22 protein-coding genes are annotated in these 24,567 nt (G+C 75.1%); 18 read left to right on the plus strand and 4 right to left on the minus strand.

What is annotated here, in order from left to right; all coding sequences use genetic code 11:
* The 6 genes from OZ948_01475 (at position 1) to rpoZ (ending at position 7,375) form a co-directional block, all read left to right on the plus strand.
* Positions 1 to 2,913 carry a hypothetical protein gene (locus OZ948_01475; GenBank protein MEB2343395.1) on the plus strand — a complete coding sequence of 971 codons (2,913 nt, stop codon included), beginning with the start codon at positions 1 to 3 and terminating at the stop codon, positions 2,911 to 2,913.
* A 220-nt stretch (positions 2,914 to 3,133) separates the two neighbouring features.
* Positions 3,134 to 3,367, plus strand: coding sequence for a KH domain-containing protein (locus tag OZ948_01480; protein MEB2343396.1), 234 nt, complete (start codon positions 3,134 to 3,136; stop codon positions 3,365 to 3,367).
* 66 nt (positions 3,368 to 3,433) lie between these two features.
* Positions 3,434 to 5,287, plus strand: coding sequence for an AMP-binding protein (locus OZ948_01485; protein MEB2343397.1), 1,854 nt, complete (start codon positions 3,434 to 3,436; stop codon positions 5,285 to 5,287).
* A gap of 357 nt (positions 5,288 to 5,644) precedes the next feature.
* Entirely contained in the window at positions 5,645 to 6,136 is a 492-nt protein-coding gene (locus OZ948_01490; GenBank protein ID MEB2343398.1) for a tetratricopeptide repeat protein, read from the plus strand.
* 92 nt (positions 6,137 to 6,228) lie between these two features.
* Positions 6,229 to 6,318, plus strand: a complete 90-nt coding sequence (locus tag OZ948_01495; GenBank protein ID MEB2343399.1) for an AURKAIP1/COX24 domain-containing protein — start codon at positions 6,229 to 6,231, stop codon at positions 6,316 to 6,318.
* Between the two features lie 850 nt (positions 6,319 to 7,168).
* Positions 7,169 to 7,375, plus strand: a complete 207-nt coding sequence (rpoZ, locus tag OZ948_01500; GenBank protein ID MEB2343400.1) for a DNA-directed RNA polymerase subunit omega — start codon at positions 7,169 to 7,171, stop codon at positions 7,373 to 7,375.
* 25 nt (positions 7,376 to 7,400) lie between these two features.
* Here rpoZ and OZ948_01505 read toward each other — a convergent pair whose 3' ends face one another.
* Together OZ948_01505 and OZ948_01510 are read right to left on the minus strand one after the other, a co-directional pair.
* Complete coding sequence (locus OZ948_01505) at positions 7,401 to 8,681, minus strand: HAMP domain-containing sensor histidine kinase (protein ID MEB2343401.1); 1,281 nt, start codon at positions 8,679 to 8,681, stop codon at positions 7,401 to 7,403.
* A gap of 11 nt (positions 8,682 to 8,692) precedes the next feature.
* Complete coding sequence (locus tag OZ948_01510; GenBank protein ID MEB2343402.1) at positions 8,693 to 9,841, minus strand: PilT/PilU family type 4a pilus ATPase; 1,149 nt, start codon at positions 9,839 to 9,841, stop codon at positions 8,693 to 8,695.
* A 168-nt stretch (positions 9,842 to 10,009) separates the two neighbouring features.
* On the opposite strand from OZ948_01510, the gene OZ948_01515 reads away from it, so the two are divergent.
* The 4 genes from OZ948_01515 to OZ948_01530 all read left to right on the plus strand — a co-directional run bounded on the left by OZ948_01515 (position 10,010) and on the right by OZ948_01530 (position 13,053).
* On the plus strand, positions 10,010 to 10,537 hold the full coding sequence (locus tag OZ948_01515) for a hypothetical protein (GenBank protein MEB2343403.1): 528 nt from the start codon (positions 10,010 to 10,012) through the stop codon (positions 10,535 to 10,537).
* A 491-nt stretch (positions 10,538 to 11,028) separates the two neighbouring features.
* The gene (locus OZ948_01520; protein MEB2343404.1) at positions 11,029 to 11,187 is read left to right on the plus strand and encodes a hypothetical protein; all 159 of its coding nucleotides are present in this window, start codon (positions 11,029 to 11,031) and stop codon (positions 11,185 to 11,187) included.
* 119 nt (positions 11,188 to 11,306) lie between these two features.
* Positions 11,307 to 12,056, plus strand: a complete 750-nt coding sequence (locus OZ948_01525) for a hypothetical protein (GenBank protein MEB2343405.1) — start codon at positions 11,307 to 11,309, stop codon at positions 12,054 to 12,056.
* A gap of 37 nt (positions 12,057 to 12,093) precedes the next feature.
* Positions 12,094 to 13,053: a hypothetical protein gene (locus tag OZ948_01530; protein MEB2343406.1), complete on the plus strand. Its 960-nt coding sequence runs from the start codon at positions 12,094 to 12,096 to the stop codon at positions 13,051 to 13,053.
* A 25-nt stretch (positions 13,054 to 13,078) separates the two neighbouring features.
* Here OZ948_01530 and OZ948_01535 read toward each other — a convergent pair whose 3' ends face one another.
* Positions 13,079 to 15,304, minus strand: a complete 2,226-nt coding sequence (locus OZ948_01535) for a VWA domain-containing protein (GenBank protein MEB2343407.1) — start codon at positions 15,302 to 15,304, stop codon at positions 13,079 to 13,081.
* A gap of 140 nt (positions 15,305 to 15,444) precedes the next feature.
* Here OZ948_01535 and OZ948_01540 point away from each other — a divergent pair, with 140 nt between their 5' ends.
* Genes OZ948_01540 through OZ948_01565 form a run of 6 tightly spaced genes read left to right on the plus strand, consistent with a single transcriptional unit; the run spans position 15,445 to position 20,602 of the window.
* Positions 15,445 to 16,338, plus strand: a complete 894-nt coding sequence (locus tag OZ948_01540; GenBank protein ID MEB2343408.1) for a 3'-5' exonuclease — start codon at positions 15,445 to 15,447, stop codon at positions 16,336 to 16,338.
* A 49-nt stretch (positions 16,339 to 16,387) separates the two neighbouring features.
* A complete protein-coding gene (locus tag OZ948_01545) occupies positions 16,388 to 17,335 on the plus strand; it encodes an N-acetylmuramoyl-L-alanine amidase (protein MEB2343409.1) in 948 nt (315 codons plus the stop codon).
* A complete protein-coding gene (rph, locus tag OZ948_01550; GenBank protein MEB2343410.1) occupies positions 17,335 to 18,063 on the plus strand; it encodes a ribonuclease PH in 729 nt (242 codons plus the stop codon). Before OZ948_01545 ends, rph begins: the two co-directional genes overlap by 1 nt.
* Positions 18,064 to 18,069: 6 nt before the next feature.
* Positions 18,070 to 18,663 (plus strand): RdgB/HAM1 family non-canonical purine NTP pyrophosphatase, encoded by a 594-nt coding sequence (rdgB, locus tag OZ948_01555; GenBank protein ID MEB2343411.1) that lies wholly within the window; start codon positions 18,070 to 18,072, stop codon positions 18,661 to 18,663.
* A 32-nt stretch (positions 18,664 to 18,695) separates the two neighbouring features.
* On the plus strand, positions 18,696 to 19,988 hold the full coding sequence (locus OZ948_01560) for a serine hydrolase (protein MEB2343412.1): 1,293 nt from the start codon (positions 18,696 to 18,698) through the stop codon (positions 19,986 to 19,988).
* Complete coding sequence (locus tag OZ948_01565) at positions 19,985 to 20,602, plus strand: histidine phosphatase family protein (protein MEB2343413.1); 618 nt, start codon at positions 19,985 to 19,987, stop codon at positions 20,600 to 20,602. Before OZ948_01560 ends, OZ948_01565 begins: the two co-directional genes overlap by 4 nt.
* A 27-nt stretch (positions 20,603 to 20,629) precedes the next feature.
* On the opposite strand, the gene OZ948_01570 is transcribed toward OZ948_01565, so the two are convergent.
* Positions 20,630 to 22,288: an AbgT family transporter gene (locus OZ948_01570; GenBank protein MEB2343414.1), complete on the minus strand. Its 1,659-nt coding sequence runs from the start codon at positions 22,286 to 22,288 to the stop codon at positions 20,630 to 20,632.
* 81 nt (positions 22,289 to 22,369) lie between these two features.
* Between OZ948_01570 and OZ948_01575 the strand changes: the two genes are divergently transcribed.
* Both OZ948_01575 and OZ948_01580 read left to right on the plus strand, forming a co-directional pair.
* A complete protein-coding gene (locus OZ948_01575; GenBank protein MEB2343415.1) occupies positions 22,370 to 23,392 on the plus strand; it encodes a D-alanine--D-alanine ligase in 1,023 nt (340 codons plus the stop codon).
* A complete protein-coding gene (locus OZ948_01580) occupies positions 23,392 to 24,549 on the plus strand; it encodes a KamA family radical SAM protein (protein MEB2343416.1) in 1,158 nt (385 codons plus the stop codon). Before OZ948_01575 ends, OZ948_01580 begins: the two co-directional genes overlap by 1 nt.
* Positions 24,550 to 24,567 lie beyond the last annotated feature (18 nt).

The following is a 24,567-nucleotide window of genomic DNA, read 5'->3' on the forward strand; positions in this document are numbered from 1 at the left end:
GTGCACCTCGTGCTCGTCCCCCACACGCACTGGGACCGCGAGTGGTACCGGACCCACGAGCAGTTCCGCGCGCGCCTGGTGACGCTGGTCGACGGGCTCCTCGACCTGCTCGACGCCGACCCCGCCTTCCGCCACTTCCTGCTCGACGGCCAGACGATCGTCCTCGACGACTACCTGGAGGTGCGGCCGGGGGCGCGCCCGCGCCTCGAGAAGCTCGCGCGCGAGGGGCGGCTCGCGGTCGGGCCCTGGCACGTGCTGCCCGACGAGTGGCTGGTCTCGGGGGAGGCGCTGATCCGCAACCTGCGGGTGGGCTTCGAGCGGGCGCGGGCCTTCGGCGGTGCCATGCCGGTCGGCTACGTGCCGGACCAGTTCGGGCACGTGGGCCAGCTCCCGCAGCTCTTCGCGGGCTTCGGCCTCGAGGCCGCCGTGCTCTGGCGCGGCGTCGGGGCCGACGTCGACCGCCTGCTCTTCGCCTGGGAGGCGCCGGACGGCACGCGACTCCCGACGGTGTACCTGCTCCACGGCTACGGCAACGCCGTCAACCTCCCGCACGACCCCGACGCGCTGGCGGCGCGGCTCGGGGCGGAGGCGGCCTCGCTCGCGCGCCACAGCGACGGGCCGGTCCTGCTCTTCATGAACGGCAGCGACCACGAGAGCCCCGACCCGCGCCTGCCCGGCGCGCTCGAGCCGGCGCTCGCGCGGCTTCCGGGGACGACCGCCGAGATCGGCTCGCTGCCGCGCTACGTGGCGCTCGCGCGCGGCGAGGCCCGCGAGCCCCTCCCGGTCCATCGCGGCGAGCTGCGCTCGGGCCTGCGCTGCCCGCTCCTCCCGGGCTGCGCGTCGGCGCGCATGCCCCAGAAGCGCGCCGAGTTCGCCAACGACCGCCTGCTCACGCGCTGGCTCGAGCCGCTCGCCGCCTGGCTCGGCCTGCTCGGCGGCGCGCCCGACCCCGAGCGGATCGCCTTCGCCTGGCGCGTGGCGCTCGAGAACCATCCCCACGACTCGGTCTGCGGCTGCTCGATCGACGCCGTGCACGAGCAGATGGACACCCGCTACCGGCGCGTCGCGGAGATCGCGGGCGAACGGCTCGAAGCGGTGACCGCCGCGCTCGCCCGGCGCATCGCCGTCCCCGTGAGCGAGGCCTTCGGGCCGGGGGCCGGCGAGGCGCTCGCGGTCTGGAACCCGAACGCGGGGGGACCCTCCGCGGTCGAGGCGGAGCTCGAGCTCGACGTCCCGGTCGCGAAGGGCGGGGCGCTGCGCCCCTTCCACCTGCGGCGCGCCGGCGGCGCGCGCGTGCCCGTCTCGGCCGAGCTCGTCCAGGAGGGCGGCAAGCCCGTGCGCGGCGTCTTCGCCCGCGCGGGCGTCCTGGCGCTGCTCCCCGGCCTGCGGCGCGAGTTCAACGGCCTCTACGCGAACGGGATCGGCTGGCGGCGCGCGGGGGAGCGCCTCGAGGTGCGGGTGCGGCTCGGCGCGACCCCGGAGGCGGGCTTCGACGTGGAGGCGGAGCGCCGGGCCCTCCAGGCCGAGCTCGCCGACGAGTCGCTCCGGGAGGTCGCGATCGAGGCCTTCCGGGCCCCGCGCCTGCGCCTGCGCTTCGCCGACGAGCTGCCGGGCCACGGGCTGCGGCTCTACCGGCTGGCCCCGGGCCCGGCCCGCTCGCCCGAGCCGCTGCTCGCGGAGTCGCTGCCGGGCGGCGGCGCCGCGATCGAGAACGCGAGCTGGCGCGTCGAGGCCGACAGCGCGGGCCGCGTGACGCTCTGGTCGCGCGCCCACGGCGTGCGCATCGAGGACGCGCTCCAGGTCGTCTCCGAGGGCGACCGCGGCGACGAGTACAACTTCGACCCCGTCCCCGGCGGCGAGGTCGTCGCGGCTCCGGCGCGCGCGCGCGCCCGCGCGCGCCGCGTGTCGGGCGGCGAGGTCGCCCTCGGGCTCGATCTCGTCTATCGCGTCCCGGTGGAGCTGGCGCCGGGGCGCGCCGCGCGCAGCGCGCGCCGGGTGGCGCTGCCGGTGCGCCTCGAGCTGCGCCTGCTGGCGGGGCTCGACCGGCTCGACCTCGAGGCCACGCTCGACAACACGGTGCGCGACCATCGCCTGCGCCTCCACCTCCGGGCACCCTTTGCCGCCGCCCGCTTCGAGGTGGAGTCCGCCTTCGAGGTGGCCGAGCGCCCGATCGCGCCCGCGCCCGATTCGTTCGGCTCGCCGCATCCCTCGGAGCTTCCGATCGGCGCCGTCCCGCAACGCCGCTTCGCGACGCTCCACGGGCCGGGCGGCCTCTCGCTCACGGTCGCCAACCGGGGCCTCGCGGAGGTCGAGGCGCTGGGGGAGGGTGCGGGGGCGGCGCTCGCCGTCACGTTGCTGCGTGCGGTCGGCTGGCTCTCGCGCGCCGACCTGCGGCTGCGGCCGGGCCCGGCGGGTCCGGTTCTCCGGACACCGGGCGCGCAGGTGCCGGGCGCCCATCGGGCCGAGCTGTCGCTGCGGCTCCACCAGGCCGGTGACCCCCGCCGCGCGGCCGAGGCCCACGCCTTCGCGGCGCCGCCGCTCGCCTTCGCGGTCGGGAAGGCGCCCGCCGACGACGGCGCCGGCCGGGGCCCCCGGCTCGCGGCCGGCTCGCCCCGCGGCGCCCTGCTCGCCGACGGCGATCGCCTCGTCGAGGTCGAGGACCCGCGGATCGAGGTCTCGGCGATCGAGCCGCGCGAGGACGCGATCGACCTGCGGCTCGTGAACCTGGGCCCGGAGCCGCTCGAGGCGCCGGTGCGCGTGGCGGGCACCCCGGCGCACGCGCTCGTAGCCGTCGATCTGCTCGGCAGGCCGGCCCACGAGCCGGTCCGGCCCGGCCCGGGCGGATCCGTGACGGTCGGGTTCGGGCCCTGGCGCATCGTGACCTTGCGCACGAGCCGCGCGCCGCTCGCCTGAACGGGGAGCGAGGAGGTTTCCCTCCCGGGCCCACACATGAGGCGGTCGACCTGCACCGGCCCCGCCGCTGCATCGGCCGGTTCACGAAACTCCTCTGTCACGGCTCGCGAGCAGGAATGGTAAGATGCCCGAAACCGTGACCCCCGGGGTGGGGCAGCCCGTCCCCAGGCAGAGCACTCGAAGGGCTCGACCCGGAGGTGCGTCACGGGGAGGGCTTCCGGTGAAGCAGCTCATCCAAGCGATCGTGCAGGCTCTCGTGGACAAGCCCGAGCAGGTGCAGATCAAGGAAGTGATCGGCGAGCACGCGCACGTCCTCGAGCTGTCGGTGGCGAAGGAGGATCTGGGCAAGGTGATCGGCAAGGGGGGAGCCCACGCCTCCGCGATCCGCACCATCATGGCGGCCGCCAGCGGCAAGGAGAAGAAGCGCTACATCCTCGAGATCATCGAGCACTGACAGCGCGGCGGAGCGCGGGCCTGATGGGTATCCTCCCGCGTCCCGCCCGCGCTGGAGGTGCACGCCTTGGCTTCCCCGACGCCGCCCTCGACGACCCCGGCTTCGGCTCCGATCCCGATCGACGCCCCGCCGACGGTCGGCGCCCAGATCGAGGCGCGCGCAAAGCACCGCGAGGTCGGCGAGCGGGTCTTCCTCTGCCAGCACGAGCGGAGCTGGACCTACCGCCAGTACCGCGACGAATCGGTGCGGCTCGCGCACTTCCTGCTGCGCCGGCTCGGGCCGATCGACGAGCGCCGGCCCGGCCACGTGGCCATGCTGCTCGAGAACCACCTCGAGCTGCTCGCGCTCTACGGGGGCTGCGCCTACGCCGGCCTGACTCTCTTCGGCGTCAACACGGGGCTGCGTGGAGACACCCTGGCGGGTGTCCTCGACCAGTCGGGGGCGCGCCTCCTCGTCGTGGACGAGCGGCTGCTGCCGGAGGTCGAGCGCGTAGCCGACCGCCTGCGCGGCATCCCGCGCGAGCAGATCCTCGTGCTGCGCACCGCCGGCGAGGCCGACCTGCGCGGCCGCGACCTCCTCGCGTGCGTGGCGGCGGAGGTGGCGCCGGCGGGCGCGAGCCTCGACGCGCCCGCGGTCACCGTCGAGCCGACCCGCAACCTGATGGTCATCTACACCTCGGGCACCACGGGGCTCCCGAAGGGGATCAACAACAACCACCTGAAGTTCTTCCTGATCGGGAAGGGCGTCTCCGCGAACCTCTCGCTCGGCCCCGACGACCGCGGCTACGCCTGCATGCCGCTCTTCCACTCGAACGCCATGTTCCTGGGCTTCCACCCGGCGCTCGAGACCTGCGCCAGCCTGGCCCTGCGCGAGCGCTTCAGCGCGAGCCAGTTCGTGCCCGACCTGCTGCGCCACGGGGTCACCTGGTGGAACTACGTCGGCGAGCCCGTCCACTACGTGCTCGGGGCGCTCGAGCGCCAGTACGGAGGCGACGAGGAGCGGATCGTCCAGGAGGTGGCGCGCCACCCCGACAACCGCCTGCGCTACGCGCTCGGCAACGGGGCGGCCCCGCCCGACATCGACCGCTTCACGCGCTGGCTCGGCCTCGACGACATGTTCGAGCTCTACGGCTCGACGGAGGCCGCGATCAGCACCTTCCGCCGCAAGGGCGACCCGCGCGGCAGCGTCGGCGAGATCACCGACCCGAACGTGCGGATCCTGCGGCCGGACGGCTCCACCTGCCCGCCGGCCGAGCTCGGGCCCGACGGCAGGATCCTGAACTACGAGCAGGCGGTCGGGGAGATCTGCCGGATCGCGGCCGACACGGGGCTGTTCCAGGGCTACCACGCCAACGCCGACGCCAACGCCTCGAAGTACCGGGAGGGCGTCTACCACTCCGGCGACCTCGGCCACGTGGTCGAGCGCGACGGCCGGCGCTTCCTCTACTTCGACGGGCGCACCGACGACTGGATCCGCAAGGACGGCGAGAACTTCTCGGCGGCGCAGGTGGGCCGGCTCCTCCAGGAGCATCCCGACGTGGACCTCGCCGCCGCCTACGGCGTGCCCTGCGTCGTCGCCGACGAGCTCGTGATGGCGGCCCTCAAGCTCCGTCCCGGCGCGCGCTTCGACCCCCAGCAGTTCCACGCCTTCTGCGACGAGCAGGTGCGGCACGGGGGCATGGACCGCAAGTGGTTCCCGGACTTCGTGCGGGTGGTCGCGGACTTCGCCTTCACGCAGACCCAGAAGATCCTGGTCCGCGAGCTGAAGGCCCACCACTTCGACCGCCGCCGCCTCCCCGACGACCCGATCTTCTGGCGCGAGCGCGGCGACACCGCCTTCAAGCCCTTCACGCGCGCCGACTACGAGCACCTGCGCGCGCGCTTCGAGGCGGCCGAACGGCTCCAGCTCCTCGAGCGCTAGCCGGCTGGCTAGCCCGAGGTCCGGGCGCTCGAGTCCTACGCTCCCGCCTGCTCGGAAGGTCGCTTGCGCTTCTCGCGCGTCCTTACCGATCCTTGATCGTCATCAGCCCCCCTCGTCGGGGCATGGCGCGATGCCTCTTGGGAGGAGGGGCTCGTCCCGGCGGCTCGGGCCGTGCGTTCCGCCCGGAACGATCCGGGGGTGCGGAGCACGGATCCGTACCCCGCGCTGCTGCGCGGCGGCCGGCGGGGTTCGGGCGGGCGAGCGGTTGCGCGGAGAGCTGCGGCTCATGGTGCGGGCACGTGGGTTGCAATCCCACGGGGCCCGGCGCGGCGGGGCGCCGGAGGGGGAGGTGTCGTGGTGACGGGTGGGATCCTGAATCCGGAGGAATCGTTGCGGCGCGCGCAGGAGCTCCTGCGCTCGGGCCTCGAGATGGCGGCCCTCGAGCACTTCGCGAGCGCGCACGAGCGGGCGCCCGAGGACCCGCGCTACCGCTCGCACTACGGGTGGGCGGTCGCGATGGTGGAGCATCGCGTGGACCGCGGGGTGTCGCTCTGCCGGTCGGCGCTGCGCGACGCCGCCGACCAGCCCGAGCTCTACCACAACCTCGCGCGGATCCTCCTGGCCCACGGCCGCAAGAACGAGGCGATCAAGTACATCCGCCGGGGCCTGATGGTCGACCCGCGCAACGCGGCGCTCACCCTGGAGTGGCGGCGGCTCGGGATCCGGCGCCCTCCCGTGCTCTCCGCCCTTCCGCGGGGGCACGTCGTGAACCGCCTCCTCGGGCGGCTGCGCGGGGTCTTCGTCCGCGATCACGTCGCGCCGCGGGAGCTCGCCGAAGCCGCACCCTGAGCGTTCCCCGCCCCCGGGACGTTGACTCGGCGGGGGGGAACGGGTACTCGTCCGGCCCGCTTCCACCCCGGAAGCGTCCCGGAGCGATCCTCGTGGGTAGCGTGATCAAGTGGCGCCGCAGGAAGATGCGCAAGCACAAGAAGCGCAAGCTGCTCAAGCGCCAGCGCCACAAGCGCCGGTAGCCGCTCCGGCTCCCCTCCGTCCCGTGCTCCGATCCGCCGCGCTCGCTTCGCGGCGCGGGGCTTCCGTGCGTCCGGATTTCGCTCGCCTCCGATCCATCCGGGGGCTCTTGCCGCACGCGCATCGCCGCGCGATCGGAGGCGAAAACGACCTCGGCCCCGCAGCTTCGATCTTCATCACTTTGATTTTCTGACGTTTCTTACTTGACTCGGCTTTGGGGACGGTGTAAGGGTGACTCGCAAGAACGGCTCTAGAGCCGCGGATTGTGGCCACAACGAGGGCGGACTTTCACGAAGTTTGCCGTCAAGTCGCCGGAACCGACGCCCGATGAGGGCGCAAAGATTCCCAGGGGATGCGTTTCCTGGGAACGGGCCCGAGCGACGTGGACTGATGGCTCCCGTCGAATGGCGGGAGCCGGATCGGGAAAGGGGCAGGGGATCGGCCCGACGGGCCGGGCTCCAACCTCGAAACCGCACGGCCGCGGGGCTGGGCCACGACAAGGGGGGTGACCCAAGCTATGGCAGCTCGACGCAAGAAGGCGGCCTCGAAGAAGGCCTCTCGCAAGAAGGCCGGAACCAAGAAGGCCGCACGGAAGAAGGCCCGCCGCAAGTCGGCCTAGCCGACTCCGGCGACTTGGGCCTTTCTTCAGGGAAGGTCTGGGACCCCGGCCGGCGCTCTGCGCCGGCCGGGGTTTCCTTCATCAGGCGTGCGCTCTGCGCCGGCCGGGGTTTCCTTCATCAGGCGTGCGCTCTGCGCCGGCCGGGGCTTCCTTCATCAGACGTGCGCTCTGCGCCGGCCGGGGTTTCCTTCGTCGGGCCACTCCTCTAGCCTGCGCGGGCTCCAGGAGGAACCGTGGCCCGCATCACCGTCGAAGACTGCATCCAGCGCGTCCCGAACCGCTTCCACCTGGTCCAGATGGCGGCGATCCGCGCCAAGCAGCTCAAGCGCGGCTCGGGCGCGCTGATCCAGCAGGGCGAGAACAAGGAAGTGGTGACGGCGCTGCGCGAGATCGCGGCCGGCTACATCAAGCCCGACTACGCCGAGGAGCCCGCCGAGTAGCGCCGCGCCCGGCGCCGGCCCCCGCTCAGGCCAGGATCTCGACCGGCACCCGGAACGCGAAGCGGCTGCCGGCGCCGACCTCGCTGCCGACCTCGATCGTGCCGTCGAGCAGCCGGATCAGGTCGCGGACCAGCGCGAGGCCGAGCCCCGAGCCGCGGTACTTCGTCGAGGCGAGCTCGTCCACCTGGAAGAACTCGTCGAAGATGAACTGCTGGTCGTCGGGGCAGATCCCGATGCCGGTGTCCCGCACCTCGCAGTGCAGCGCCCCGCCCGCCACCCGGGCCAGGATCTCGATGCGGCCCTGGCGCGTGAACTTCGCGGCGTTGTCGAGCAGCAGGAACAGGATCTGGTTGATCTTGGCCAGGTCGGTCCGGATCTTCGGCAGCGGCTCCTCGAAACGCTTCTCGATCGTGACGGGGTTGTTCCCGATCGTGTCCTGGACGCTGAAGATCGCCTCCTCGACCACCTCGCGGAAGTTCACGTCGGCCAGCTCGACCGGCATCTCGCCCTGCTTGATCCGCCACAGGTCGAGGATGTTCTGGAGCGTGCGCAGGAAGGAGGTGCCGTCGTCGAGGGCCCGCCGCAGGGCCTGCTGCGCGGTCTCCGAGAGGACGTCGTTCTCGCCCGCCAGGACCGCGATGATCGACTCGATGATGCTGTTGAGCGGCGTGCGCAGCTCGCGCGACATCTTCTCGATGAAGTCGTTCTTGAGCTTCTCCACCTGGCCCAGGCGCTCGTGGCTGCGCAGCAGCTCGACGTCCTGGGCGAAGAGCGCCTCGGAGAGCTTCAGGACCTCGTCGCCCTTCTCCTCGGCGAGGCGCTCGGCCTCGCGGGCCTGCGCGCGCAGGCGCCCGAGCTCCTCGCCGTCGCGCGCGAGCGCGAGCCGGGCGGTGAGCGCCTCGGCGGCGAGCTCGAGCAGGGGGGCGGCCGGCTCGCTCGGGGTGGCGACCACCAGCACGCCGAGCACGTGGCCGCCGCTCGTGAGGGGCAGGAGCGCGAGCCCGCCCGCGCCCCGCGTGCCGAGCGCGGGCAGGGCATCGAGGCGGCTCGGCCGGCTCTGGCCCGCCGCCACCCGGGCCGCGGGCAGCACGGCGTCGGCCGCCGCGCGGGCGATCTCCGGGGTGGCGACGCCGGCCGCGGTGCGCAGGCGCAGCTCGTCCCCCTCGCCCTCGCACGCGAAGAGGAGCACGCTCCCCCCGCTCGCGCCGGCCAGGTGGCTGGCCGCCGCTCGCAGCGCGGCGGCGGTCTCGCGACCGCGCTCGGGATGGGCGTCGCCCGGCGTCGTGGCCTGCACCGCGGAAGCCACTTCGGCCCCTCCTAGAAGCGCTCGTCGGACTCGATCTCGAGCCGCTCGAGGGGGGGCTCCTCGATCGCAGAGCCCCCCACCTCGACGGCGCCCTCGAGCGAGAGCTTGGTCTGGAAGTCGGTCGGATTCGAGGCGGCCGCGAGCGCCGTCTCGACCGAGATCTTGTTCGCGCGCACCAGGTCGAAGAGATGCTGGTCGAAGGTCTGCATGCGCTCGGTGCGCCCGCGCCCGATCAGGTCGAGCATCTCGTGGGTGCGGGCGGGGTCCTTGATGCACTCCTGGATGCTGCGGGTGCTGCGCATGATCTCGACGGCGGGCACGCGCGCGGTCTGCTTCTTGTTGACGAGCAGGCGCAGGGAGACCACCGCCTTCAGGTTCTCCGCGAGGCGCGCCCGCACCTGGAGCTGCTCCTCGGTCGGGAAGAACGACACCAGGCGGTTGATGGTGGAGGCGACGTCGTTGGTGTGGATCGTGGAGAACACGAGGTGGCCGGTCTCGGCGGCCTTCAACGAGGTGTCCACGGTCTGGAGGTCGCGCATCTCGCCCACCATGATCACGTCCGGGTCCTGGCGCAGCGCAGCGCGCAGCGCCTCGGGGAAGGAGCCGGTGTCGGTGCCCACCTCGCGCTGCGTGATGATGCTCTTCTCGTGGGTGAAGACGAACTCGATCGGATCCTCCACCGTCACGATCTTGGCCTTCCGGTTGCGGTTGACCTCCTGGATCATCGTGGCGAGCGTGGTCGACTTGCCCTGCCCGGTGGCGCCGGTGACGAGCACGTAGCCGCGCTTGATCTGCGCGATGTCGCGCAGCACGTGGGGGAGGTTCAGCTCGTCGAAGCTGCGGATCTGGAGCGGGATCACGCGCAGCACGACGTTGTAGAAGCGGCGCTGGCGCGAGATGTTGACCCGGAAGCGGCCTTCGCCCGGCAGCTCGAAGGCGAGGTCCACCTCGTTCTGCTCGAGCGCCCCCTGGCGCGGGTCGGTCTCGAGCAGGAGGCGCGCGATCTCCTCGGTGTCCTTGGGCGTCAGGACCTTGTAGCGGAGCTCCACGAGATCGCCGTTGAAGCGATAGAGCGGGAGGTACCCGACCTGGAAGTGGATGTCCGACGCGCCCTTCTCGAGCCCGAGCCGGAGGAGGCGGTAGAGCTTCTCCCGTTCCATCGGCGACCTCGCCCCTCCCGGCCTCGCGCGTGCGGTCCGACCGTCTCTATCGGCGGCTGGCGCACCTGCTTGATCGGCGCGGCGCGCGCCCGGCGCCGGCGAAGCTCCGCTATCCTGCCGGCCGCCCGCCGCTCCCCGGCCGGGCGCTCCCACCCCAAGGAGCGCGGCATGCTCCCGTCCCCCCGCCCGTGGCCGGCCGTGCTGCTCCTGGCGGCGCTCCTCGTGACGCCAGTCGGGGCGCGAGCGCAGGGTGAGGCCCCGGCGCCCCCTGGGAAGGTCGATCTCGACAGGCTCCTGAAGCTCCCCGAGGGCCTCGAGTTCGACGTCGAGAAGCGGGGCGGGCTCACGCGCAGCGAGTGGCTCGCGCGCTTCGACGAGGCGCGGCAGAGCCTGGCCGTCGCGCGCGCCGGCCTGGCCGACGCGCAAGAACGGCTCTCGCGTTTCGCGGGTCGCAGCGACAACTGGAACATGGCCCCGCCCGGCCTCCCGGTGGAGGCCGCCGAGAGCGGTGCCGACACCCAGAAGCTGCGCGACGAGATCCGCCGCTGGCGGGGCGAGATCGAGCGCTCCGAGGCGCGCCTGCGCGAGCTCGACGTCGAGGCGAGCCTTGCCGGGGTACCCGAATCCTGGCGTGGCGAACGCACGGAACGGATCCTCGGGGACGGATCCGTAACCGGCGGGCCCGCCCCGAAGTGAGCGCACCAGCTCCGTCCCGGGCGGGCGGGGAGCGGGCCGAGCCCGGCGCCGGGACCGGTTGGCCCCCGATCCTGCCGGTGCGCGAGCGGGGCGCCGCTCCTTGGCACCCGGCTTGCTCACCCTCCCGGCGCTCGCCGAGGGACCCGCGAGGCACCGCTCGGCGCACGAGAGGATCCGCAGCGCGCTGGCAGGACGGGATTCCACGGTCTGTCGGCCCCGCCAGGGGGTGGCGGGGCGACAGGGGGAGCCGTGGGGCGAAGGGGGACCGCGACGGGAGTCGCCCGTCCTGCCAGGGCGCGCGCACCCGGGCCGCGAAGGAGGGGGCGGCTCGGGTGGCGAGCCCGCCGCCCGCGCGCGGCGCCACCTCGCTCGCGTGCGGCGCCCGCCACCTCGTCCGGCGCCCGGCGCTCGCCGCCCGCGCGGCGCCCGGCGCTCCGAGTCGACGCCCCGCTGCCCCGCCGCTAAGGTCCGCGCGCCTTCGGAGGGGTGACATGGCGCAGCAGACCGGATCGGCTCCCGCCCAGGACCGCTCGCCCGGCCGGGTGGATCTCGTGTCGGTGCTCTACGTGGTGGGCGGGATCCCGTCGATCATCGCCTTCCTCTTCCTGCTCTTCGCCGTGGGCGTCAGGTTCTGCGGCCTGCCTGCCTGAGAACGACCGGCGCCTGAACCCCCGCCGGTCCTGCGCGTTGGTGATCACCGTCACCGACGCGGTTCGCCGCCCCACGGCGACCCTCAACTGCGGCATCCGCCGCGCCGATCCCACCGGGCATGCTTCGCTCCGAACGCAGCGCCCGCCGGCGGGGAGCCGCCGCGCTCCTCGCGATCGGGCTCCTGTTCGGCTGCGCGCGCCTGCCCGGGCTCGCCGAGCCCTACGCCTGGTTCTCGCGGCCCGCCTCCGATGATCCCTGGTCGCCCAAGATCGCCCGCTGGCAGGAGCGCGAGCGCGCCGCCGAAGTCGCCGAGGTGCTGGGCGCGCCCTCGACCGTGGCCGCCGGCCCCGAGGCGCTGGCGGCCCCCGAAGCGGAGCCGCTCCGCGCGAAGTTCCTGCGCTTCCGCGCCGAGCACCGGCGCGGGATCGCCCGCGAGCTCGCGGCCTGGCTCCAGGAGCAGGCGAAGCTCCACTACGTGCCGGACGGCGTGATCGACCGCTGGGCGACGCTCGAGGAGACGCTCGCCCGCAACGGCGACGACTGCGACGGGCTCGAGCTGCTGGCCTTCCACCTGCTGCTCGACCTCGGCTTCCGCCCGGACGAGGTCTACCGCGCGATCGTCGTCCGGCCGAGCGACGGCCAACATCACATGGTGACGCTCTGGTTCGAGGACGCCGGGGACCCGTGGGTGATCGACCCGACCGGCGCCATGACCGGCGGCATGCCGCGCATGTCCGAGGTGCCCGGCTGGGTGCCGCTCAAGCTCTTCACCGAGAGCGCGGAGTACACGGTCCGCTCCTCCGAGCGGGCGCGTGCCGCCGCCATCGCCTCGTCCCCCGCCTCCGGCTCGCTCTTCGGCGCGCGCTGAGCGCCTCGACTACCCTGCGCCGCGGGAGGATCCCCCGATGGCGAAGGTCCGTCTCGTGGCCGCCGACGAGCTCATGCACGAGAACAGCGGCGAGCCGAACTTCAACGAGAGCATGTACTTCAACTTCTTCGACGCCGAGCGCCGCCTCGGCGGCTTCGTGCGCATCGGCAACCGCCCGAACGAGGGCCACGCCGAGACGACGCTCTGCCTGTACCGGCCCGACGGCAGCGTGCTCTTCCACTTCGAGCGCGCGCCGATCGGGGACAACAGCCGCTTCGAGGCCGGCGGCATGCGCTTCGCGGTCGAGACGCCCTTCGAGCGGCTGCAGGTCTCGTATGCGGGCAGGGCCTGCCTCCTGCGCGAGCCGCTCGCGATGGCCGAGCCCGGCCGCGCCTTCAAGGACAACCCCTTCGTGCCGGTCGAGCTCGCGCTCACGATCGAGGGCGTGGGCCCGATGTTCGGCGGCGAGCCCACCGCGCCGCGGCCCGACGAGATGGAGTTCGCGCGCGGCCACTACGAGCAGCATCACCGCGCCGCCGGCCGGCTCGCGATCGACGGCGAGGAGCTGGCGTTCGACGGCTACGGCCTGCGCGACCACTCCTGGGGCCCGCGCTCCTGGCAGGCGCCCCGGAGCTATCGCTGGCTCACCGCCAACTTCGGCCCCGACCTCGGCTTCATGGGGAGCTGGATCCTGCGCCCGGACGGGGTGGAGACGCGCGGCGGCTTCGTGCACCGCGGCCGCGCGCTCACGCTGGTGCGGGACCTGCGCATCGACACCGACTTCGCGGGGCCCGAAGGGCTCCACGACCGGATCCGCGCCACGCTCTCGTGCGCCGACGGCGCGGAGCTGGCGGTCGAGGGCCGCGTGCTCTCGCTGATCCCGCTGCGCAACCGGCGCGCGGGGCGCGTGACCCGGATCAGCGAGGGCATGACCGAGTGGCGCTGCGAGGGCCGGGTCGGCTACGGCCTCTCCGAGTACCTCGACCAGCTCGCCTGACGCGCGCCGCCGCCCAGCGCCCGCCTCAGGGCGCGGGCGCTGGTGCGGGCGCCGGGCCGGGCTTCTCGCCCGGCTTCGGCTCGGCGCCGCCGCGGTCGTCGACGTCGATCTGGAGCGTCTTGCGTTGCGACTCGGCGCGCTCGAGGGCCTGCGCCCGGTCCCTCTCCATCTCGATCGCGAGCGCCTTGCGGGCCGCCTCGACCTGCTCGCGCTCGACGTCGAGGCGGGCGCGCTGGAGCTCGACCAGGCGCTCCTCGAGCAGGCGGTTGCGCGCCGTGAGGAGGACGTCGGTGAGCGGCGGGTCGGGCGCGCCGGGCGCGTGCTGGACCTCGATCCGCTGCGAGACCATGCGCCCATCGGTGGCGCGCGCGGTCGCCTCGATCACGTTCTTGCCGGTCTTCAGCGGGACCAGCGCGCTGAAGCTCCCGTCGGGGTTCGTGGAGCTCTGGGTCGCGGGAGCGCCGGTCGTGACGTTGCGGACCGTGACGCCTTCGAGGTTCGCGAAGTCCACCTGGTCGATCACCTGCACGATCGCCGCAGGGTCGCGCACGGGCGTGAACGAGCCGTCCGTGAGGTCGGCCAGGCGCACGATCGCGAGCGGGCCGGCGAGCGCGTCCTCGCCGATCCCGAAGGTGTAGACGCGTACGTGGGCCTTGCGCGCGCGCTCGGCGGCGCGCAGCACGGCGCGCGTGTTGGCCTGCTCCTGCTCGATTCCGTAGGGCAGGGTGGGCTGCCCGTCGGTCAGGAACAGGACCACCTTGTCGCTCTCCGGGTCGGGCTCCGAGAAGGCGCCGCGCAGGCCGAGCAGCTCGGTCGTGGCCTGGTCGACGCCCGCCGCCATGTGGGTCATCCCGAAGGGGCCGCGCTCGAGGATGCGGTCGAGACCGCGTCGGACCTCGCCGTACTCGCCCGTGAGCGCCACCTCCGTCACGGCCGGCGGCGGGAGGTCGCCGATCACCACGAGGCCCTCCGGCGGGAGCTCCCCTGCGAAGGTGACGATGCCGACCCGCGTGCTGCGCGGGTCGAGGCGATCGACGAGGCGGCGCGCGGCGGCCACCTCGGCGGCCAGGATCGAGTCCCCCGCGTCGCTGCTGCCGAGCCCGAGGAAGGCGCCCACGCCGCCGCCCCGATGCTCGCCCACCACCCCGTCGCCGTTCACGTCGGCGCCGCTCGGCGCGCGCGTCGAGTCGGAGACGTCGAGCACGAGGACGGCGTCGAGGCTGCGGTACTCGCCGAGCGGGGCGAGCGCGCGGCCGGCGACGAACGCCCCGTGCTCGTCGCCGAAGACGGCCCCGTCGCTCGGGTGGTCGATCTCGAGCCAGAGGTCACGCGTGCTCTTCACGCCCTGCTTGCCGAGCAGGGGACCCTGGCGTGCCGGGGCGGCAGGCGCCGGCGGGCCGCTGCGGGGCTTGCCCCGGGCCGCCGGGGCGCGGGCGGCTTCGGTCGCGAAGGCGCGGCCGCGGCCGCCGTCGAGCGGCCGGGCGGCCGCAGCGAGCACGGCCGTGATCGGGGAGGCCGAGAGGCGCAGCCGCTTGCCGCGCGCCGCGGCTCCCTGCAAGACGCCCACCACGCGGCCGTCCTCGGCCGACACGATCGGGGCGCCGCCCCAGCCGCGCAGGTCGGCGGTCCCGTCGAGCTCGACCTGGAGCTCGCGCTCGTCCTGTGCGCTCACGTGCCCGGCGAGCGCGACCTCGTCGCCCGCGGCCTTGGCCGGGATCCCGAGCACGAGGAGGCGCTCGCCCTTCCGCGCGGGCGCGCCGGCCCGCAGCGTCCGCACGCCGGAGAGCGGCACGTCGAGGACGAAGAGCGCGAGGTCGTCGCGGACGGTCCCGCCGGGCGCCGAGAAGGGGAGGCCCGGCGCCGCGAGGAAGCGGCTCGCCCGGCCCACGGCGTGCTGGCTGTGGCCGAGCTCGAAGTGGACCTCGCCGGCCACGCCGAGCGCCACCAGGTCGAAGCTGTGCGCGGCGCCCACGGCGGCGACGCCCGCCGGAAGCTCGAGGAAGAAGACCGTGCCGCCCGCGTGCTCGCTGCCGGCCGCGCGGTAGCGCGCGCGGGCCACGGCCGGGGTGGCCGTCTCGCCGGCCGGCGCGGCCTCCGCTTCTTCTGCCGGTGCGGAGGTTGCCTCCCGGGTGGGCGTGAAGGCGGGCGCGAGGGCCGGGGCGAGCAGGCCGATCAGGACGAGGCCGAGCCGGGCCACGAGGCGGCTCGTCGGGCGCGGCGCAGCGCTCTCGATGCTCGCGCTCCCGTTCATTGCCGGCCGAGCGTACGAGAGCGGCCCCGGGCTGTCGAAGCCGGCATGCCGGCGGCCGATTGACCGGCGCCCGCGCGCTCCGTAGAGTCGCCTCCGCCCCGCCATCGTCTCCCTCCTCGCCGGACGCCCGCTTGAGCCACGTGGTTTCCGCCCCGCGCGCGCCGCACGCGAGCCCGGGCTCGCTCGCCGAGCCGCTGCGCAGGAGCCTCGACCGGCACGGCGCCCCGGACGGGCCGCTGGCCTTGGACGAGCTCGCCCGCCGGCTCTTCGCGCTGACCGCGCGCCCGGCTCCGGGCCTCGCGCGGCGGCTCGTGGCCTCGGCGCTGGGCTTCGGCGCGACGGCGCTCCCGGAGCCCCTCGACCTGCAAGCGCTCCCGCGGCTCGCCGCCGGCGCCCTCGCGGAGGTGGAGCTCGCCGCGGCCGAGTGGATCGTGGTCGACCTCGAGACCACGGGGCTCGCGCCGGAGGCCTCGACGATCCTCGAGATCGGCGCCGTGCGCGTGGCGGGCCTGCGTCTCGTCGAGCGCTTCCAGACCCTGGTCGACCCGGGCGTTCCGATCCCGCCGCGGATCACGGCGCTCACCGGCATCGACCGCGCGCTCGTGGAGGGTGCGCCGCCGCTCGGGCCGGCCCTGCGCGCCTTCCGGGCCTGGGCCGGCGCCGCCCGGCCCTTCGTGGCGCACAATGCCGGCTTCGACGAGCGCTTCGTGCGCCACGCGCTGGCGCGCCACGGGCTCCCGGGCTGGGAGGGGCCGGTCGTCTGCACCCGCAAGCTCGCGCGCCGGCTCCTGCCGGCGCTGCGCCGCTACGACCTCGACCACCTCTGTGCACAGTTCGGTGTCACGAACACCGCGCGCCATCGCGCGCTCGGCGACGCCGAGGCCACGGCGCGCGCGCTCCTCGAGCTGCTCGCGATCGGCCGGGGCGAGCACGGCCTCGTGACGCTCGGCGACCTGCTGGCCCTGCAGGCCGCGCCGCCGGCGCGCCGGCGGCGCGCGCGCTCCGCCCGTGCGGCGGTGCCGGCCGCGCCGTGACGGCCCGCGGGCCCTGGGTTAGCCTCGCCCGCCGGTGAGGGGGCGATGGATGCGTGTCCTGCGTAGCGCCCGGCCTCGTGCGCGCTCGGGCCAGCGGCTCGCCCTGGCGCTGCTGGCTGCCGCGACCATGACCGCCGCGGGCTCGGGAGCCGCGGGTAGCGCTGCGGGCTCGGGAGCCGCGCGTAGCGCTGCGGGCTCGGGAGCAGCGCATAGCGCTGCGGGCTCGGGCGAGGCGCGCCCCGCCGCGAGCTCGGCCCTCGACCGCTTCGACACCGTCGTGCTCGACGCCGGGCACGGCGGGGACGACGAGGGCGCGCGCGGCGCGCACGACGTCGTCGAGAAGGAGCTCGTGCTCGACGTCGCCCGCCGGCTGCGGGCGCGGCTCGGCGCGGCGGGCCTCCAGGTCCTGCTGACCCGCGAGCGCGACGTCTACGTGCCGCTCGAGGACCGCACCACGATCGCGAACGAGGCGCGCGGCGACCTCTTCGTCTCGATCCACGCCAACGCGGCCTCCGCCCGCGCGGCGCGTGGCATCGAGACCTTCTTCCTCTCGCTCGAGGCGAGCGACGACGCCGCCCGCCAGGTGGCCGCCCGCGAGAACGCGGCCTTCCGCGACCTCAGCGTGCCGGCCGTCCCGAGCGACGACCCGCTGGTCACGATCCTCGGCGACCTCGCGGCCTCCGAGCTGATGCAGGAGTCCGACGAGTTCGCGCGGCTCGCCCAGCACGAGGTCTCGGCGCTCCACGGCACCCCCTCGCGCGGGGTGAAGCAGGCGCCCTTCGTGGTCCTGATGGGCCTCGAGATGCCGGCGGCGCTCGTCGAGATCGGCTTCGTCACGAATCCGCAGGACGCCCGCGCCCTGGCCGCCGGTGAGGAGCGCGATCGCATCGCGGAGGCGCTCGCGCGCGCCGTGCTCGAGTTCGGCCGGCGCTACGACGCCCGCCGTGGGATCGAGACCGCGCCAGCCGCGCCGGACCGCTCCGCGGGAGGCACGTAGTGCGCAGCGACGGCCGCGCACCGGACGCGCTGCGGCCGGTGCGCCTGCAGGTGGACTTCACCGAGAACCCGCTGGCCTCGGTGCTCTGCGAGATGGGCCGCACCCGGGTCCTCTGCACGATCAGCGAGGAGCTCACGGTCCCGCGCTTCCTCGCGGGCAGCGGCCGCGGCTGGGTGACGGCCGAGTACTCGCTGCTCCCCGGCTCGACCGACCGGCGCACCGAGCGGGAGGCGGCGCGCGGCCGGCCGTCGGGGCGCACGCTCGAGATCCAGCGCCTGATCGGCCGCAGCCTGCGCGCCGTCGTGGCCCTCGAGCGCCTCGGCGAACGCACGCTCTGGGCCGACTGCGATGTCCTCCAGGCCGACGGCGGCACGCGCAGCGCGTCGATCACCGGCGCCTACGCGGCGCTCGCCATCGCGCTCGCCCGGCTTCGCGCGCGCGGCGCCCTCGAGCGCGACCCGCTCCTCGATTCGGTGGCCGCCGTGTCGGTCGGGATCGTGGACGGGCGCGTGGTGCTCGACCTGCCCTACGAAGAGGACGCCCGCGCCGAGGTGGACATGAACGTCGTCGCGACCGGCCGCGGGCGCTTCGTCGAGGTGCAGGGGACCGCCGAGCAGGGAAGCTTCTCGCCCGAGCAGCTCGCCGAGCTCACGCGGCTCGCGCTGGCGGGCATCGCGGAGCTCGGCCGGGCGCAGGCCGAGGCGGTGGCCCGCGCGCGCATCGGCTAGCGCGCGGTGCCGCGCGTCGTGCTCGCGAGCGGCAATCCCGGCAAGCTGCGCGAGGTGCGCGCGCTGCTCGCCGCCCCGGCGCTCGAGATCGTGGGGCTCGATGCGATCGGCGCGCCCGCGCTGCCCGCGGAGGGTGACGACTACGAAGCCAACGCCGCGGCGAAGGCGCTTGCGGCCGCCCGCGCCTCGGGGCTCGTCGCGCTCGGCGACGACTCGGGGCTCGAGGTCGAGGCGCTCGGCGGCGCGCCGGGGCCGCGCTCGGCGCGCTTCGGCGGCCCCGGCCTCGACGACGCCGGCCGCATCCGCGCGCTCCTCGCCGCCCTGGCCGGGGTGCCGCCGGAGCGCCGCGGCGCCCGCTTCGTGTGCGTGGCGGCGCTCGCGGACCCGGACGGCGCGGTCGTCACGGCGCGCGGCGAGTGCCCGGGCCGGATCGCGGCGGCCCCGCGCGGGACGGCCGGCTTCGGCTACGACCCGGTCTTCGAGGTGGAGCCCGGGGGGCCGACGATGGCCGAGCTCCCGGCCGCCGAGAAGGAGCGGATCTCCCACCGGGGCCACGCCTTCCGCGCGCTCCGGGAGGCCCTGCGGGCCCGAGTGGGTTGAGCGCGGCGGGACTCCGTTACGTTTCCGCCCCGATGGACCCCCGAGACCCGATCGACTGGATCGGCCTGCCGCTGCGGCCCTGGAAGCGCATCTGCCCGGTGCCCGCCGACCTCGAGAGCGTGACCGTGCGCGGCGCCGAGCTGCGGCCGCGCGAGCTCGGCCTCACCCGGGCCGCGATGGAGCGCGTCTGGGCGCGCGTCGAGGCGCTCTACCGCACGGGGCTCCACCCGGCGATCCAGGTCTGCATCCGCCACCGCGGCGCCGTCGTCCTCGACCGCGCGATCGGCTACGCGGCGGGCAATGCGCCGGGCGAGGGGCCCGAGACCCCGAAGACCCGCGTCGGGCTCGACACGCCCTTCCGGCTCTACTCCGCCTCGAAGGCCGTCACCGCGATGGTGATCCACAAGCTCGACGACCTCGGCGTGCTGCACATCGACGACCGCGTCGCAGACTACCTGCCGGCCTTCGGGCGCGGCGCGCGGCGCCACATCACGATCGCCCACGTGCTCTGCCATCGCGCCGGGATCCCGGCGCTGCCGCCGGAGGCGATGGACCTCGACCTGCTCGAGCACCCGGACGAGATCGTCGAGCAGCTCGCCAAGGTGCCGCTGCGCCTGCGGCCCGGGCGGCGGCTCGCCTACCACGCCGTGACGGGCGGCTTCGTGCTCGGCGAGGTGGTGCGCGCCGCCACCGGCCAGGACATCCGCAGCGTGCTGCGCAAGGAGATCCGCGAGCCGCTCGGGCTGCGCTGGCTCGACTACGGCGTGGCGCCCGAGGACGTCGCCTCCGTGGCGCGCGACGCGCTCACGGGCCTGCCGCCGCTGCCGCCCGTGACCCAGGTGCTCGAGCGCGCGCTCGGCGCGAACGTCGAGCGCGTCCTCGCGATCGCCCACGACCCGCGCTTCCTGGCCGGGATCCTGCCCGCCGCGAACGTGGTCTCGAACGCGCGCGACCTCTCCGCCTTCTACGAGTGCCTGCGGGCCGAGGGCGAGCTCGGCGGGGTGCGCGTCTTCGAGCCGCGCACGGTGCGGCGCGCGACCAGCGAGCAGAGCTTCTGGGAGGTGGACTTCACGCTCGGCGCGCCGGTCCGCTACGGGCTCGGCTTCATGCTCGGCGGCGAGTGGCTCTCGCTCTTCGGGCCGGGCACGCCCCACGCCTTCGGCCACGTGGGCTTCACGAACGTCTTCGGCTGGGCCGACCCCGACCGCGCGCTGGCGGCCGCCGTCGTGACCAACGGCAAGCCCTTCGTGGACGTCCAGGTGCTGCGGCTCGTCCAGCTCCTCCTCGCGATCGGCCGCGAGTTTCCGCGGGTGCGCGCGGCTTGACCCGCGCGCGCCGCGAGCTCTGGCTGATCCGGCACGCGGAGAGCGCCTGGAACGCGATGGGGCTCTGGCAGGGCCACGCGGACCCCGCGCTCTCGGCGCGCGGCGTGGCCCAGGCGGAGGCGCTCGCCGAGGCGCTGGCCGGCGCCGGCATCGGGGCCGTGATCGCGAGCGACCTGCGCCGCGCGCGCGACACGGCCCGCATCCTGGCGCGGGCGCTCGGGCTCGAAGCGCTCCACGACCCGCGCCTGCGCGAGCGCGACCTCGGCTCCTGGTCCGGGCTCAGCACGCCGCAGATCGCCGGGCGCTGGCCCGGCGAGCTGGCGCGCGTGCGCGCGCGCGACCCCGAGTTCCGGCCGGGCGGGGGGGAGTCGATCCGCGACGTACGCCGCCGCGCGGGGGCCTTCTTCCGCGAGCTCGCCGGGCGCGCCGGCCCGGCAAGCTGGGCCGTCGTGACCCACGGTGGCCTGATCCGCGCGCTGCGCCCGCCCGGCGCGCCGCCGATCGCCAACACCGAGACGCTGCGGGTGGGCCTCGACGAGCTCCTCGCGGAGCTGGCCCGCGACGAGGGGGTGCCGCCCGTCCAGCCCGCGGAGCCCGACGCCGAACGGGTGTAGTCGAGCGGCCCGGGTGCCGGGCGGCTCTCAGGGCAGCGGGGCGGCGGCCGGGTAGTGGAGCGGGCCGGCCGGGCCGAGCGGCAGCCCGAGCGCCACCCAGAGCAGCAGCAGGGCCGTCCACGCCACCCCGAAGGCGGCCGCGTAGGGCAGCATGAGCGCGACCAGCGTGCCGATCCCCGCTCCGGGCTGGTAGCGCTGCACGACCACCAGCAGGATCACGAGGTAGGGGTTGAGCGGCGCCACCGTGTTCGCGACCGAGTCGCCCACCCGGTAGGCGGCCTGGGTGAGCTCGGGGCTCACCCCGACCTGCATGAACATCGGCACGAAGACGGGCGCCAGGAAGGCGTACTTCGCCGACATCGAGGCCATCGCGAGGTCGAGCCCGGCGACGCCGACGACGAAGAGCGCGAGCAGGAGCGCGGTGGGCAGCGCGGCGCGCGCGAGCAGCTCGCCGCCGGCCACGGCGAGCATCTCGCCGAGCCGCGAGTGGCCGAAGCTCGCCACGAACTGCCCCGCGAAGAACGCGAGCACGACGTAGGGGCCCATGGCCGCCATCGTCTCCCCGAGCATGCGCGCCGCGTCGCGGTCGCTGCGCACGCTGCCGGCGGCGACCCCGTGCGCGAGCCCGGGCAGGGCGGTGGCGAGGAACATCAGGGGCACGATCGCGGCCACCCAGCGCGGGGTGGCGCCGTCGGCGCCGTGGAGCGGGGCGCCCGGCACGAGCACCGCGAGCGCGATCGCGGCCACGGTGAGCACGAGCGCGAGGAGCCCCGCGCGCAGGCCGCGCCGCTCCTCGCGCGAGAGGCCGCCGGGGGCCGCAGCGGGCTCGGCGGGCGTGGCGGGCGTGGCGGCTGGCTCGGCGGGTGCGGAGGCGGCGCGCGCCGTGCGTGGCTCGACGACGCGATCGGCGACCGCCCAGCCCACCCCCGTCAGCAGGAAGGTCGAGGCGATCATCAGCCACCAGTTGCTCGTGGCCGCCACCCGGTAGGCGGGATCGACGAGGCGCGCGCCGCTCTCGGTGAGGCCTGCGAGCAGCGGGTCGAGCCCCGTGATCACGAGGTTCGCGCCGAAGCCGCCCGCCACGCCCGCGAACGCGGCGGCGGCGCCCGCGACCGGTGAGCGTCCGGCGGCCAGGAAGAGGGCGGCCGCGATCGGCGGGAGCACGACGTAGCCGGCATCGGTCGCGAGCGAGGAGTTCACGCCCACGAAGACGACGAGCGGCGAGAGCCAGCGGGCGGGCACCCGCGCGAGCGACGCGCGCAGCAGCGCGGGCAGGAAGCCCGAGCGCTCGGCGAGGCCGATGCCGAGCATGCCGACCAGCACGATCGCGAGCGGCGGGAAGTCGCGGAAGTTCACGACCAGGCTCGACACCAGCCAGTGGAGGCCCTCGGAGGAGAGCAGGGAGACCGGCTCGACCCGCGTCGTGATGGGCCCGCCGGGCCCGAGCGTCGTCTTCTCGACCGACCAGCCGAGGCTCGCCGCGAGCTGCGAGAAGACGAGGACGAGGCCGGTCGCGAGCAGGAAGAGCGTGGCGGGGTCCGGCAGCCGGTTGCCGAGGCGCTCGATCGCGCCGAGCGCGCCGCCCGTCGCGGCGCTGCCCGCGCCGCCCTTCGCAGCGCCGCCCGCACCGCCCTTCGCACCGCCGCCCGCACCGCCCGCGCCGCCCGTCTCGCCCGCTCCCTGCACGCGCCGCTCCTTCCTGCGGGGGTCGCGGCCGGCGAGTGTCGCACAGGCGGCGGGAGGGGCGGCCACTATCCTCGCCGGCCCATGGCCTCCCGCCCGATCGGCATCGTCTACGAGCTCTTCGGCGCCTACGCGCAGCGGCCCGGCGACCCGCCCGACGCGCAGGTCGAGTACGAGCCCGAGGCGACCCTGCTCGCGCTCGAGGCCGCGCTCGTCCGGCTCGGGCAGCGGCCGGTCCGCCTCGGCCGCCCGCACGATCTCCTGGCGGCCGGCGCCAAGGGCGCCGTGGCGGTCGATGCCGCGCTCACGATCGCCGAGGGCTACGGGACGCGGAACCGCGAGGCATGGGCCCCCGTCCTGCTCGAGATGCTGGGGATCCCGCAGCTCGGCTCCGACGCGCTCACGCTCTCGCTCTCGCTCGACAAGGCCTGGACCCGCGCGGTCGTGGCCGAGGCGGGCGTGCGCGTGGCGGCCGGGCGCGTGATCCGCTCGGAAACCGAGCTCCAGGAAGGAGATGGCATCCCGGGGCTCCCGTGCTTCGTGAAGCCGCGCTGGGAGGGCTCGTCGAAGGGCATCGGGCTCGCCTCGCGGGCCGACGACCGGGCCGCGCTCGCCGCGGCCGTGGCCCGCGTGCGGGCCGGCTACGGCCAGCCCGCGCTGGTCGAGCGCTTCCTCCCGGGGCCCGAGTACACGGTGACGCTCTTCGACAACGACCCGCCGCGCGCGCTGCCCGTCCTGCAGCGGGCGCTCGAGGCGACGACGCGGATCGGCCTCCACGCGGTCGAGCCGAAGCCCGGCGAGCCAGCCGCTCCTGGCGCGCCGGCTGCCTTCGCGCACGTCGTGCCCGGCGCGCTCGCCCCGGCTCTCGAAGACGAGCTCGTCGAGCAGGCCGTGCGCGCCTTCCGCGCGCTCGAGTGCCGCGACTTCGCGCGTGCCGACTTCAAGTGCGACGAGGCCGGGCGACCCTGCTTCCTCGAGATCAACCCGCTCCCCTCCTTTGCGCCCGAGGGCTCCTTCGGCGTCCACGCTGCGCTGCTCGGCCGCCCGCTCGACGACCTGCTCGCGGAGGTGCTCGGCGCGGGTCTCCGCCGGCTCGGGCTCGCCTGATGGCGGCGCCGCGCTGGCCTGCCGCGCCGCGCCCGGCCGGCGTCGCGCCCGCCGACTGGCGCGACTGGACCTGGCAGATGCAGCACCGCATCCGCAGCGCCGGCGCGCTGGCCGCCTGGGTGCGCCCGACCGGCGACGAGCGGCGCGCGATCGACGCGCTCGCCGAGCGCTTCCGCTTCGTGATCACGCCCTACTACGCCTCGCTGATGGATCCCGAGGACCCGGCCTGCCCCGTGCGCCGGCAGGTGGTCCCGCGCCTCGCGGAGCTCGACGACCCGGCCGGCCTCGCGGACCCGCTCGACGAGGTCGCCCACTCGCCGGTCAAGAACGTGGTGCGCGTCTACCCGGACCGGATCGCCTTCTGCGTGAACAACGAGTGCGCGCTCTACTGCCGCTTCTGCCTGCGCAAGCGCATGGTGGGCGAGCCCGAGTGGGCGATGAAGAAGCGCGAGCTCGAGGCGGCGCTCGCGTGGATCCGCGCGACGCCCGCGATCCGCGACGTGCTGCTGACCGGCGGCGACCCGCTCGTGTTCTCGGACGACAAGCTCGCCTGGCTGCTCGGCGAGCTGCGCGCGATCCCGCACGTCGAGATCGTGCGGCTCGGGACGCGGCTGCCCGTGACCCTGCCGTTCCGCGTCACCGACGCGCTGTGCCGCCTCCTCGCCGAGCACCACCCGATCTGGGTCAACACGCACTTCAACCACCCGAAGGAGCTCACCGCCGAGGCCGCCGAGGCCTGCGACCGCCTGCTGCGCGCGGGCTGCCCGGTGGGCAACCAGTCCGTGCTCCTGCGCGGCGTGAACGACGACCTGGCCACGATGAAGGCGCTCTGCGAGGGGCTCGTGCGGATGCGCGTGCGCCCCTACTACTGCTACCAGGCGCAGCTCCTCGAGGGCACCGCCCACTTCCGGGTGCCGATCGAGCGCGGCCTCGACCTCTTCGAGGCCCTGCGCGGGCGCACGAGCGGCTTCGCGATCCCGACCTACCTGCTCGACACGCCGCACGGCAAGGTCCCGCTCGCGCGCACGCGGCTGCGGGGGCGCGAGGGGGACGCGGTCGTGGTCGAGGCCTGGAACGGGGCGCTCTGGCGCGAGCCGAACCCGCTCGACGAGCCCGCCGCCGGCGCCCGTGCGCCCGGTGCGCGCCCGGGCTCCTGACGCATACTCCGGCGCGGG

Source organism: Deltaproteobacteria bacterium, assembly GCA_035063765.1.
Lineage (GTDB): Bacteria > Myxococcota_A > UBA9160 > UBA9160 > PR03 > CAADGG01.

Bases quoted from the DNA above. Each gene is read 5' to 3' on its own strand.
- OZ948_01560 (MEB2343412.1), top strand. From the start codon at position 18,696: ATGGACCCCCGAGACCCGATCGACTGGATCGGCCTGCCGCTGCGGCCC.
- OZ948_01515 (MEB2343403.1), top strand. From the start codon at position 10,010: ATGCTCCCGTCCCCCCGCCCGTGGCCGGCCGTGCTGCTCCTGGCGGCG.
- OZ948_01580 (MEB2343416.1), top strand. From the start codon at position 23,392: ATGGCGGCGCCGCGCTGGCCTGCCGCGCCGCGCCCGGCCGGCGTCGCG.
- OZ948_01575 (MEB2343415.1), top strand. From the start codon at position 22,370: ATGGCCTCCCGCCCGATCGGCATCGTCTACGAGCTCTTCGGCGCCTAC.
- OZ948_01510 (MEB2343402.1), bottom strand. From the start codon at position 9,841: ATGGAACGGGAGAAGCTCTACCGCCTCCTCCGGCTCGGGCTCGAGAAG.
- OZ948_01535 (MEB2343407.1), bottom strand. From the start codon at position 15,304: ATGAACGGGAGCGCGAGCATCGAGAGCGCTGCGCCGCGCCCGACGAGC.
- OZ948_01530 (MEB2343406.1), top strand. From the start codon at position 12,094: ATGGCGAAGGTCCGTCTCGTGGCCGCCGACGAGCTCATGCACGAGAAC.
- OZ948_01525 (MEB2343405.1), top strand. From the start codon at position 11,307: ATGCTTCGCTCCGAACGCAGCGCCCGCCGGCGGGGAGCCGCCGCGCTC.
- OZ948_01520 (MEB2343404.1), top strand. From the start codon at position 11,029: ATGGCGCAGCAGACCGGATCGGCTCCCGCCCAGGACCGCTCGCCCGGC.
- OZ948_01545 (MEB2343409.1), top strand. From the start codon at position 16,388: ATGCGTGTCCTGCGTAGCGCCCGGCCTCGTGCGCGCTCGGGCCAGCGG.